The sequence below is a fragment of the Streptomyces sp. 549 genome (assembly GCF_030124175.1).
In the GTDB taxonomy this organism is placed as follows: domain Bacteria; phylum Actinomycetota; class Actinomycetes; order Streptomycetales; family Streptomycetaceae; genus Streptomyces.
Map to the genome: position 1 here is coordinate 200,025 of NZ_JASKMT010000004.1, position 11,874 is coordinate 211,898.

An 11,874-nucleotide genomic window follows, 5' to 3' on the forward strand; every position below is an offset into this window, starting at 1 on the left:
CAGGCGCCGCCACCGCCGCGCCCGGAGAGGAGAGGCATGGCGTCACCAGTCACCACCAGGACGGAACAGCCACTCGCGTCGCTCACCTTCACGCCCTCGGGGCCGCCGCAGATCATGGACGTCGTCACGTCCCAACTGCGGCTCCTCGGGGCGGACATCGCCGACCGGGACGGCCAGGGCGAACAGCCCGCCGCACCCCCGGCGCGGATCGCCGGCGGCGGGTTCGAGCCGGTCGACGTGCGGGCGACGTGGTCCGCGCCGGGCAGCGGCCTCACCGACGAGGCCACCGTGCAGGCGGCGACCGGCGTCATGGCGGTGCACGGCCGCCGCGACGGCACACCGCGCGGCCTCGCCGCCGACTACGCCGCCACGGCCACCGGCCTGCTCACCGTGCAGGGGCTGCTCGCCGCCCTGCTCGGGCAGGCCCGGGGCGGCCCGGGCTGCGCGGTGTCCACCCGGGCCGACCACGCCGGGCTGCTCACCGTCTCCCAGTACCTCGCCGCGGCCGGCGCGGAGGAGGCCGAGGCGAGCGAACCGGCGCCCGGCGGGCCGCCGTTCACCGCGGCCGACGGCACGCTGTTCGAGCTGGAGACGCTGGACCCGGGCGTGTGGGCCCGCTTCTGGCGCGCCCTGGACGCGCCCGCCGAAGCGGTACGGGCCGGGTGGCGGCCGTTCCAGTTCCGCTACGCCACCGCGTGCGCGCCGTTCCCGGACGCCCTGCACGAGACCGCCCGCAGGCATCCGTTCGGCACGGTCGCGCGGGCGGCTTCCGAGGCGGGCGCCGACGTGTGCCGACTGCGCACGTTGCACGAGCGGGCGGCAGAGCACGACGGTGCCGCCCCGCTCTGCCTGTCCCTCCTGCGGCCCGCCGCACCCGCGTCGGGGCTCACGGCACCGGCCACCGGCCCCGGCCGCCCGAGGCGCACGGGGCCGGGCACCGCGCGGCTGCCGCTGGCCGGGCTCACCGTGCTGGAGGCGGGGCGCCGCATCCAGGCACCGCTGGCCGCCCACCTGCTCGGCCTGCTGGGCGCCGACGTGGTGCGTGTCGAGCCGCCGGGCGGCGACCCGCTGCGCGGCATGCCGCCCACCTGCGCCGGCGTCTCCGCGCGCTGGCTCGCACTGAACCGGGGCAAGCAGGCCGTGGAGATCAACATCAAGGACCCCGGGGACCGGGACCGTCTGCGGGAACGGGCCGCCGCGGCGGACGTGTTCCTGCACAACTGGGCGCCGGGCACCGCCGCCCGACTGGGCCTCGACGCGGACGACCTGGCGGCGGTCAACCCGGCGCTCGTCCACGCGTACACCGGCGGCTGGGCCGACCGGATCGGCGACGCCCCGATGGGCACGGACTTCATGGTGCAGGCCCGCTCCGGCGTCGGTGAGGCCGTCCGCCCGGACGGCGAGGTTCCGGCCCCGAGCCTGATGACGCTGCTCGACGTGCTCGGCGGGTTGCTCGGCGCGCAGGCCGTACTCGCCGGACTGCTGCTGCGGCAACGCCGCGGGCACGGCGTGCGTGTGGACTCCTCGCTGCTCGGCGCGGCCGACCTGCTCACCGGCCCGGCCCTGCGCCGCGCGGCGCGGGGCGACAACCCGCGCAGACCCGCGGGGTTCCGCCGCCCGCTGCCCACGGCCGACGGCTGGGTCGCCCCCGCCGACGCCTGCGCCGCCCGCGCCGCGAGCCTCGACCTGGCGTCGCTGCCGACCGGCGACGCGCTGGCGCGGCTGCGCGACCGCGGCCTGGCCGCGACCCCGGTCACCACCGACCTGAACGACCTGCACCACGACCGGCGCTTCCCCGGCTCGATCAGCCGCGACGCGTACGGCGCGCCCGCCGTCCCCGACCCCTGGAGCTTCGCATGACCGTCGCCCTGCACGACCTGCTGCCCGCCGCGCTGCGCCGCTCCTGGGCCGCCGACGGGACCTGCCCCGACCTCGACCTGTACAGCCTCTACCGGGCACGGCGGATCGCCGACCCGCACCGCCCCGCCGTCGTCGACGCCAGGGGCACGCTCTGCTACACCGCGCTGGACCGCAGGGTGCGCGCACTGGCCGCCGGGCTGCGCGACCTCGGCGTCGGGCCGGGCGACGTGGTGGGGGTGCAACTGCCCAACAACCGCCACGCCGTGACGGCCGACCTGGCGCTCGCCGCGCTGGGGGCGATCGCCCTGCCCTTCCCCGTCGGCCGCGGCGTGGCGGAGGCCGAGTGCCTGCTGCGGCGGGCCGAGGCCGTCGCCGTCGTCGCGCCCGTCGAGCACCGCGGCACGCACCCGGCGGCCGGGCTGCGGGCGCTCGCCCCGGCGCTGCCCGCACTGCGCCACGTTGTCGCCGCCGGGCCGGGCGACGCACCAGAGGGAACGATTCCGCTGTCGCGGCTGACCCGTACCGACGCGACCGGTCTCACGCCCGCGCGCCCCGATCCCGACTCCGCGGCCCGCATCCTCGTCTCCTCGGGTTCCGAGGCCGAGCCGAAGATGGTGGCCTACTCGCACAACGCGCTGGCAGGGGGACGCGGCAACTTCCTCGCCTCGCTCATGCCCGACGGCACCCCGCCACGCTGCCTGTTCCTCGTCCCGCTGGCGTCCGCTTTCGGTTCCAACGGCACCGCGGTCACGCTGGCCCGGCACGGCGGCACGCTGGTGCTGCTCGACCACTTCACGCCCGAGGCCGCGCTGGCGGCCGTGCGGGAGCACCAGCCGACCCACGTGCTGGGCGTGCCGACGATGATCCGCATGATGCTGGACCGGCTCGACGACCCGGAGAGCAGCCACGTGGACGGCCGGGGCGAAAGGGCCGGCGGCGGTGAACTCCCCCCGCCCACCGCGCTCGTGCTCGGAGGCGCCCCGCTCGACGAGGCGACCGCGCACGCGGCGGCGAAGGCTTTCGGCTGCCCGGTCGTCAACCTGTACGGGTCCGCCGACGGCGTCAACTGCCACACCGGGCTGGACCACCGCACGCCGCCCACCGACGCGTCCGGTGTCGTCGCCGGGCGTCCCGACCCGCGCGTCGCCGACATCCGCATCACCGACCCCGCGTCGCACGAGCCGCTGCCCGACGGCCGGGTCGGCGAGATCACCGCACGCGGGCCCATGACACCGCTGTGCTACGTCGGCGCACCCGGACTCGACGCCCGCTACCGCACGCCCGACGGCTGGGTCCGCACCGGCGACCTGGGCTACCTCGACGGTGAGCACACCCTGCACGTCGTGGGACGGCTGAAGGACGTCGTGATACGCGGCGGGGCGAACATCAGTCCCGCCGAGGTGGAACGTGAACTGCGTACCCACCCGGACGTGCGGGACGTGGTGTGTGTCGGCGTCCCGGACCGGCTCATGGGCGAACGCCTGGCCGCCTGCGTCGTGGCACGCGGGGCCGGGGCCGGAGCCGGAGCCGGAGCCGGAGCCGGAGGAGCAGCAAGGACCGGGGCCGGGGCCCCGACGCTCGCCTCCCTGAGCACGCACCTGGACGGCCGCGGGCTGGAACGGCACAAGCACCCCGAGCGCCTGCTGATCGTCACCGAACTGCCGCTCACCCCGGCCGGCAAGCCCGACCGCGCCGCGCTGCGCGAACGCCTGGCCCCCGCCACCCCGGGTGACGGCACGACCGGCGGCGACACTCCCGCCGGTGCTCCCCCGCTGGCGCACGCCGGATGACGCAGCCGTGCCGCGCCCCGGCAACTCCGGTACGCGGCACGGCGGTTCCCCGGCCGCCGGGCGGCGACCGACCTGGCCCGCCGCCCGGCGCCCGCCCCTCAGCTCAGGCCGCGTTCATGGCCTTCTTCATCGCCGTCGCTGCGTCGCGGTACACGGACAGCAGGTCGAGGGTGTCGCCCGGGTAGTTGACGATCTGCACCTGCTCGACGCCGGAGTCCGGCAGTACGGCGCCGGTGGACATGTGGGCGTTGTCGAGGACGAATGCGGGCTTCCTCTTCGACAACTCGCCCAGCTGCGCCGGGGTGACGGCCTCCGGCCCGTAGGTGCCGACCGTGGTGGCACCCGCCAGCTCCGCCGCCCAGGTGGTGAAGACCTGGCTGACGATTTTCGGGCTCTTCCCCCCGGGCCAGGCGGACTTGAGGTCCTCACTCAGCGCCGCGTACTCCGTGTCGAACGTGCCGGCCCACTTCTCCGCGCTGTTCCCGGTGCCGAACTTCTCCGCCAGCCGGGCCACTTCGGCCTTGACCTTGTCGGCGTTGTTGTCCAGGCCCACCTCGACCAGCTCGGCGTCCGACCCCGCCGCCTCCTTGATCTTCTCCGCGTACGGCTCGAACGGCGCGTACAGCACGAAGTCCGCCTTGGCGACGGCGGCCAGGTCGGAGGGCTTGGGGTCGTAGTCCGGGGCGTGGTGCACCGACTGCGGGACGATGACGTCGATGTCCTCGGCTCCCGCGGCCTTCGCGAACGCCCCCTCCCAGGTCGTGGTGACCACGACCTTCGGGCCGGCCTCAGCCTTGCCGTCCGCCTTGCCGTCCGACGTGCCGTCCGACGTGCCGCCCTCCTTGCCGTCGGATGTGGTCTCCGGCTGCGCCGCCGGGGACTCGTCGGTGCCGCAGGCGGCTGTGGTCAGGGCGAGTGCGGCGCTCAGTGCGAGGAGGGCAGGGATTCGGACGCGGGTGCGCGCCATGAGCGGATTCTCCGTTCGGGTACGAGGTGGACCGCGAGGACGACGGCCCCCGCGGTCAGGACGAGGACCGGCCCAGGAGGCCAGTCCAACCAGAGCGCGACGAGGAATCCCGTCAGGTTGACGGTGACGCCGATCGTCACCGCCCACACGGTGATCGAGGTGAGCGACGTGCCCAGGCGGCGGGCCGCGAGTGCGGGGAGCAGGGTCAGGGCGTCGACCAGCAGCGCACCGGTCAGCTTGATCGCACCGGCGACGGACACCGCCACCAGGACGAGCAGCACCAGGGTCAGGGCGCGCACCGGCACACCCGAGCACTGGGCCAGTTCCCGGTCGTGGAGCAGCAGCGCCAGGTCGCGTCTGCGCCACAGGAACAGGCCGGGCACGACCACTGCGAGTGCGCCCAGCACCACCAGGTCGGCGGTCCCCACGGACAGGATCGAGCCCCACAGCAGGGCGAACGCGCCCGAGGCGTTGACGCCGGAGACGGCGAGAACGAGCAGCGCCGCCGCGATGGCCAGGCTCATCAGCAGTCCCATCGCGCCGGACAGGCCGCTCGGGGTGCGGGCCAGCGGGGCCACGCCGGCGCCCGCGAGCGCGCACGCCACCAGGGCGCACACCATGGGGTCGAGGCCGGTCAGCAGGCCCACGGCCACCCCGAGCAGCGCGACGTGCATCATCGCGAACCGCACCGGCATGATGTCGAGGCCGACGATCACCACGCCGATGACGGGCAGCCCGACCGCCGCCAGCAGCAGGGCGAGCCCCGCCCGCTGCACGGGGACCAGCTGGAGCAGCGCGCCGACGTCGGCGGTGGCGGTCGTGATCACCGCACCTCCCGCAGCCGTCCGGCGGCCATCTCCAGCACGCGGTCGCAGCGGGCGGCCAGCGCCCGGTCGTGCGTCACCACGACCAGCGTCACCGGCAGCCCGGTCAGCACGTCGGCCGCCTCGTCCTGGCCGTCGAAGTCCAGTGCGGCGGTGGGCTCGTCGGCGAGCAGCACCTGGGCGCCGGCCTCGACGCAGCCGAGTGCGCGGGCCAGGTACATGCGCTGCAACTGGCCGCCGGACAGGGTGTGCAGCGGGCGGTCCAGCATCCCGTCCACGCCCAGCCGGCCGGCCGCCTCGACCGCCCCCGGCAGGGCGCCGCCGCTGGCCAGCAGCTCCCGGCCGAGCAGCGGGAAGCGGCCGGTGGCCGGCTTCTGCGGTATCCACGCGCAGGCCCGCCGCCGCCACGCCCACTCCACGGTGGTCCGGGTGCCGCGCCCGCCGACCAGGACCGTGCCGCTCACCTGCCGGTGCAGCCCGAGCACGGCGCGCAGCAGCGTGGTCTTGCCCGATCCGTTGGTCCCGGTCAGCGCGATCCGCTCGCCCGCGGCGATCTCCAGGTCGACGCCGTCGACCGCCCGCACCCGGCCGTGCCGGCAGGACACGTCCCGCATGCGCACGTCCAGCCCGCCCATCCACGCCCCTCCGTACCGCCCGGCTCCTCCGGACGCCGGAAACCCCGGCCGCCCGCTCACGCGGCAGTAGTCGGCCGAAGGCCGCCGCCGGTTCCCGCGGACCGGCGGTTGTTCGCTCCGGCGCGTCCGCCGCCGGTACGGGTGAGGGGGTTGGGCCGGGCGGCGCCGGGGTGGGCGTGTCCGGCGGGGGCGGGGCGGCGTCGTCGGCACACTGGCGGCCGTGACGTCCCTGAACCGCGCCGCGACCGGCGCCGCCGCCCTGCTGCTCGCGGGCGCCCTGGCGGCGGGCCTCCCCGGCCCGGCCACCGCGGCACCCGCCCACGCCGCCTCCCCGTCCCGCACCGCGCCCCTCGCCGCCACGCCCGCCCGCACCGCCGCGCCCGCCCGCACCGCCGCGGCGCCCGCGGCGGACTGTGCGGAGTCGGTGCCGTTCCGGGCGCGGACCGAGGGCTACCGGGGCTTCCGCATCCCCGCGGTGGTCGAGGCGGACGGTGCTCTGCTGGCGTTCGCGGAGGGACGCAAGGACTCGCTCGCCGACGACGGCGACATCGACGTGGTGGTCCGCCGCTCGGAGGACGGCGGCTGCACCTGGGGGCCGCTGCGGGTGGTGGCGGACGCCGGGCGTGACACCATCGGCAACCCGTCGCCGGTGGTGGACCCGGCCACCGGCCGTGTGGTGCTGCTGACCTGCCGCAACGAGCACGGCGTCATGGCACACCGCCGGGTCTTCGTGCAGCACGGCGACGCCACCGGCACCGGCTTCACGCCGCCCCGGGAGATCACCGCCCAGGTCAAGCCGGACAACTGGAACTGGTACGGCACCGGGCCCGGCCACGCACTGGCACTGCGGCACGGTCCGCACCCGGGCCGGCTGCTCGTGCCCGCCAACCACAGCCACCGGCCGTCACCCGGCGCCGGGTACCGGGCCGGCGCGCACTCGCTGTACAGCGACGACGGCGGACGGACCTGGCAACTCGGCTACGTGGCGCAGCAGTCGGACAGCGGGCTGCGGCTGGACGAGAACACGATGACCGAACTGCCCGACGGCCGCGTATACAGCAACGTACGGCTCCAGAAGGGCGGTTCCCCCGGCACCCGTGCCGACGCCTTCCTGGCGCCGGGAGGCACGCAGCTGCTGGCGCCCTACCGGGCCCGGCCCGAGCTGACCGGCCCGGTGGTGCAGGGCAGCACCCTGTGGGCGGACCCCTACCTGGTGTTCGCGGGCCCGGCCGATCCCGGCGCCCGCGCCGCGCTGACCCTGCGGGTGAGCGACGACCAGGGCCTCGGCTGGCGCGCCGGGCCGCAGTTGACGTCCGGCCCCTCGGCCTACTCCGACCTGGTGCGGGTCGACGCGGACACGTTGGGCGTGCTGTACGAGAAGGGCGCCAGGTCGCCGTACGAGACGCTCACCTTCACCCGGGTCCCGCTGGCGGCGCTCGCCGCCCCCGGGCCCGGCTGAGTCGGGCGTCGAGGAGACGCACCGATGCGGGAATCCCCTACACCCCGCCACGCGAGGTAGACACACCAACGTACGTGCCCACAGGAAACTGCTGGCGACACTCGCCGCCGCGACGGTCGCCGGTGCCGGCTTCACCGCCGTCGGCGTGCAGTCGAACGCGGAAGCAGCGACAGCCGACACCGCCCCGATCACCCTGGAGAACAACTCAGGGACGAACGAGCAGATCTACGTCTGCAACAACCACGAGTCGCTGGTCCACGACGGCGCCCCGGCTCCCCCACCGCGCAGGCCTGGGGGAGCCGGGCCGAGGCGTGCCCGGCCCGTGTCAGGGGCGGCCGGCGGCGGGGATCTGCTCCTCGGGCGGCGGCGGGCCCGGCGGGGTGCCGTCACCGAACGGCCGGCCGCCGAGCTGCTCGCGGTGGTGCGGGGCGAGCCAGCCGGAGAGGTCGGGCCCGGTGGGCACCACCTGGGTGGGGTTGATGCCGGTGTGCACGACGTAGTAGTGCCGCTTGATGTGGTCGAAGTCGACCGTGTCGCCGAAGCCGGGCGTCTGGAAGAGGTCCCGGACGTAGGCCCAGAGCACCGGGTCCTCGGTGAGCTTGTAGCGGTTGCACTTGAAGTGGCCGTGGTAGACGGCGTCGAAGCGGACCAGTGTGGTGAACAGCCGGATGTCGGCCTCGGTGAGGGTGTCCCCCACCAGGTAGCGGCGGTCCGCGAGCCGTTCGGACAGCATGCCCAGGCGGCGGAAGACGTCGGCGTAGGCGCGTTCGTACGCGTCCTGGCCGGTGGCGAAACCGGCCCGGTAGACGCCGTTGTTGACGTCCCGGTAGACACCGTCCATGACGGCGTCCATCTCGTCCCGCAGCGGCTCCGGGTAGAGGTCGGGAGCGCCGGGCCGGTGCAGGGCCGTCCACTCGGTGGCCAGGTCGAGGGTGATCTGCGGGTAGTCGTTGGTGACCAGCAGGCCGGTGGGCACGTCCACGATCGCCGGCACGCTGACACCGCCGGGCGGGTCCGACTCCCGGGCCTCGTACGCCTCACCGAGGTAGCGGATGCCCAGCACCGGGTCCCGGTCGTCCTCGTCGAGGGTGAACCGCCAGCTGCGGTCGTCCTGGACCGGGTCGGCGACGGCCAGGGAGAGCGCGTCCTCCAGGCCCAGCAGCCGCCGGGACACCAGTGCGCGACTGGCCCAGGGGCATGCCCGGCTGGCCACCAGCCGGTAGCGCCCGGCCTCGACCGGCCAGCCGTCCTCGCCCTTGGCGGTGATCCGGTCGGTGAAGTGGCTCCGGGACCGGGAGAAGCTCTTCCTCCCGTACTCGCTGTTGCCGTCGCCCGTCTCGCTCATCCCGCAGTCCTCCCTGCTCGTCCTGTTCGCCTTCCGCGCGGCATGGCCTTCTCCCTCACCAAGGGGGCGGCCGTTCCCCACCGGGGTGCCCGGATCGCCCCGGTTCATGCGTTCCCGGGCCGGAGCCGGCAGGCGTGGGTGCGGTCGCGGGCGGGGTAGGGGAAGGTGGGAGAGCGGGGATCGGACGCACGTCGACACCAGGGGGAACCGCCATGGCACTGTTCGGGAACGCGCACACCGTCGACCCGGTCGCCGCGCAGCAGGACTACGCGCGGCTGCTCGGCCAGGGCGAACGGGTACACGCCGCCTACCTGCTGATACGCGACACCATGCTGTTCACCGACCGTCGGCTGATCATGGTCGACAAGCAGGGCATCACCGGCAAGAAGGTCGAGTACCACTCCGTGCCGTACCGCAGCATCACGCACTTCTCGGTGGAGACCGCGGGCACGTTCGACCTCGACGCGGAGCTGAAGATCTGGCTGTCCGGGTCGGCGACGCCGATCGAGAAGACCTTCACCAAGGGCGTCGACATCTACGAGGTGCAGGCGATCCTGACCCAGTTCGTGTCCGGCTGACCCCCGGGGCCCGAACGTACCGGGCCACGCACGTGCCGGAGCCCGAACGTGCCGCGGCCGGAGCCGCCCTGCCTGCGGCGGAAGGGCGGCTCCTCGGGTGCCCGCAGTCAGGGGCGGACACCCGTGGGGGGGGCGGTCCGGGGGCGGTTGCGGTCAGTTGCCGCTCGCGCTGGAGCGGGCCGGGACGTCGAGCGTGGTGCCGTCGGAGAACGTGACGGTCTGCGGCGCGTCCGTGTGGTTGTGGGCGGCGTAGGTGCGGGTGCCGTCCTTGGCGAACACCGCGGCGGTCGGACTGTCCGCGGTGACGTCGGTGTCGGGGGCGCCGATCTCGGCGAGGGTGTGAATCCAGTGGTAGGTGTGCGCCCTGGACTCGCCCTCCTCGGGGGTGTACGTGCCGCCGTCCGCCTCGTAGGCGGCCTTCGCGGCGGCCGGGTCGGCGAGCGCCTGGAACTCCCACAGCAGGTCGCGCCACTCGACGGGCGGGCCGCCGTTCTGCTGCTCCAGGTAGGCCAGGTTGCGGGTGATGGCGGCCTTGTCACGGGCCAGGTGCAGCGAACCACCCGTCACCGGCAGGACGTTGATGCCGTGGATCTCCTCGGGGTTGGCCGTCCACCAGGTGCTGTACGAGCCGCCGCTGCCCCAGACCATGCCGACCGTCTTGTGGCTGTAGCCCTCGGGGAAGACCTCCTCGTCGGCGTCGAACCAGTACTGCCGGATCGACTCGGACTCGGTGGTCAGCAGGTAGACGCCCAGGTCGCGGAGCGAGGTGTCACCGGTCGCGGAGCCCCACAGGATGAGCCCGGCGCTGAGGTTGACTGACTCCGAGGACGACTCCTGGTTGTTGCCGGCGGCGAATCCCTGGTGGCCGGCGGCCCAGCTGTGGCCCGCGTACACGTCGAAGCCGCGCAGGAAGGGGTACTTGTCGTCGGTGCGGCTGGGGTTGGCGGAGTCGCGGATGAGTTCCTTGACCATGCCGCCCCAGGCGGAGTCCCCGGCCCACTCCGGGTCGTGCTGGGCGACGATCGCGGCGGCCATCACGTAGTAGCCGTAGTGGAAGTGGTGGTCGTTGAGTTCCTTGTCGCTGCCGTAGGACGCGGGGTAGCCGATCAGCGTCCGCCAGTCCTTGTCGTAGGAGAACTCGGCGCCGCCGCCGACGGTGAACCACTGCTCCAGCTTGCCCTTGAGCAGGCCCAGCAGCTTGTCCCGGGCGGCCGTGTCGCCGGCCTGCTCGGCCAGCGGCACCAACTGGGCGATCTTCCCCAGGCCCTTGCCCGTCCAGTAGGTGTCGGAGGCACCGTCGAACGGATCGGCCGCGCCGGACACCTCGGCGATCAGCTCGGCCAACCGGTCCTTGTTGACGGCCGACGTCTCCGGCAGTCCCGGCAGCACCCCGGTGACGGCCTGCGAGGTGGTGAACGACGCGCCCTCGCGGACCTTCATCGTGCCGCGCGGCGACACGTAGGTGTGGGAGGTCAGTTCGTCGGTGGTGTTCAGCCACTGGTGGCGGTACAGCGCCTGGAGCGTGCCCGTCTCGCTGCCCTCGCGGGCCTCGGTCCTCAGCGTGTACGTCGCGTCGACCGCGCCGGCCGCGCTGTCGTACTCCCACTCGACGTCGGAGCCGGTGACGAAGCTGAACGCGTAGGTGCGGTAGTCGGCCAGCGCGTCGGCGTCGGGCAGCACAGCGACGGAGAAGTACTCCTCACCGCCGAGGTCCGCGCTGATGCGCGTGCCGGACACGTCCCAGTCGCTGCCGCTCGGCGCGAACAGGCCGTAGTGGTTGCCGCCGACGGTCACGCCCAGCACGTTGCCGTCGTCGGCGAAGACCTCGGGCGCGGAGGCGGTGGTGACCTGCGCGTCCCCGCCGGTGCCCTCCGCGTACACGAACGGGCTGCCGTGGCCGATGGTGGCGCGCAGCGTGCGGCTGCCGTCCGCCCAGTACGGCGTGACCGTCCAGTCCGACCAGCCGTCGGCCTTGGTGTCGGGGGAGGCGAGGCCGCTGACGCCCAGCGTCAGGTCGGCCCTGTGCGCGTACTCGTACTGGCGGTCGTCGCCGACGATCGTCGGGTTGGTGGGGTAGCCGACCTCCAGGCCGCCGGAGACGGCCTTGTAGGTCAGCGGGTGCCCGTACATCGCCTCCGAGTACGGGTTGCCGGGGTAGCGCTGGAAGACCAGGGACGACCACCAGTCGTTGGTGGGCACGGGTTCGTCCGCGACGGCGTCCGTCACCTTGGGTGTGACGGCGCCGCCCATGTTGTTCTCCGGGCCCGACTCGCCCGCGGGGCGGGTGTCGGAGTAGCTGCCGAGGCCAACCGGCACCTCGGCCGCGGACGCCTGGACGGGGAGCAGTCCGATGCCGGCGACGGCGGTTGCCGCCGCCGTCAGCAGAAGGGGGATGCGCCGATGTGTTCTCACGTGC

9 protein-coding genes are annotated in these 11,874 nt (G+C 74.4%); 4 read left to right on the top strand and 5 right to left on the bottom strand.

All coding sequences use genetic code 11. The features are described from left to right. Positions 1-36: 36 nt before the first annotated feature. Positions 37-1,860: a CoA transferase gene (locus QNO07_RS06945; protein ID WP_283990732.1), complete on the top strand. Its 1,824-nt coding sequence runs from the start codon at positions 37-39 to the stop codon at positions 1,858-1,860. Then, positions 1,857-3,650, top strand: a complete 1,794-nt coding sequence (locus QNO07_RS06950; RefSeq protein WP_283990733.1) for a class I adenylate-forming enzyme family protein — start codon at positions 1,857-1,859, stop codon at positions 3,648-3,650. The genes QNO07_RS06945 and QNO07_RS06950 overlap by 4 nt, the downstream gene beginning before the upstream one ends. Before the next feature lie 103 nt (positions 3,651-3,753). Here QNO07_RS06950 and QNO07_RS06955 read toward each other — a convergent pair whose 3' ends face one another. The 3 genes from QNO07_RS06955 to QNO07_RS06965 are packed head-to-tail and all read right to left on the bottom strand — an operon-like array spanning position 3,754 to position 6,076. Next, positions 3,754-4,617, bottom strand: coding sequence for a metal ABC transporter solute-binding protein, Zn/Mn family (locus QNO07_RS06955; RefSeq protein WP_283990735.1), 864 nt, complete (start codon positions 4,615-4,617; stop codon positions 3,754-3,756). Further along, positions 4,575-5,444, bottom strand: a complete 870-nt coding sequence (locus QNO07_RS06960; RefSeq protein ID WP_283990736.1) for a metal ABC transporter permease — start codon at positions 5,442-5,444, stop codon at positions 4,575-4,577. Before QNO07_RS06960 ends, QNO07_RS06955 begins: the two co-directional genes overlap by 43 nt. Next, the gene (locus QNO07_RS06965; RefSeq protein WP_283990737.1) at positions 5,441-6,076 is read right to left on the bottom strand and encodes a metal ABC transporter ATP-binding protein; all 636 of its coding nucleotides are present in this window, start codon (positions 6,074-6,076) and stop codon (positions 5,441-5,443) included. Before QNO07_RS06965 ends, QNO07_RS06960 begins: the two co-directional genes overlap by 4 nt. 220 nt (positions 6,077-6,296) lie before the next feature. On the opposite strand from QNO07_RS06965, the gene QNO07_RS06970 reads away from it, so the two are divergent. After that, entirely contained in the window at positions 6,297-7,535 is a 1,239-nt protein-coding gene (locus QNO07_RS06970; protein ID WP_283990738.1) for a sialidase family protein, read from the top strand. A gap of 325 nt (positions 7,536-7,860) precedes the next feature. On the opposite strand, the gene QNO07_RS06975 is transcribed toward QNO07_RS06970, so the two are convergent. Further along, on the bottom strand, positions 7,861-8,880 hold the full coding sequence (locus QNO07_RS06975; protein ID WP_283990739.1) for a glutathione S-transferase family protein: 1,020 nt from the start codon (positions 8,878-8,880) through the stop codon (positions 7,861-7,863). Positions 8,881-9,092: 212 nt separating this feature from the next. On the opposite strand from QNO07_RS06975, the gene QNO07_RS06980 reads away from it, so the two are divergent. Beyond that, positions 9,093-9,458 carry a PH domain-containing protein gene (locus QNO07_RS06980; protein WP_283990740.1) on the top strand — a complete coding sequence of 122 codons (366 nt, stop codon included), beginning with the start codon at positions 9,093-9,095 and terminating at the stop codon, positions 9,456-9,458. A 153-nt stretch (positions 9,459-9,611) separates the two neighbouring features. Here the strand turns inward: QNO07_RS06980 and QNO07_RS06985 are convergent, their stop codons facing one another. Further along, on the bottom strand, positions 9,612-11,870 hold the full coding sequence (locus QNO07_RS06985; RefSeq protein WP_502961793.1) for a glycosyl hydrolase: 2,259 nt from the start codon (positions 11,868-11,870) through the stop codon (positions 9,612-9,614). Positions 11,871-11,874: the final 4 nt, after the last annotated feature.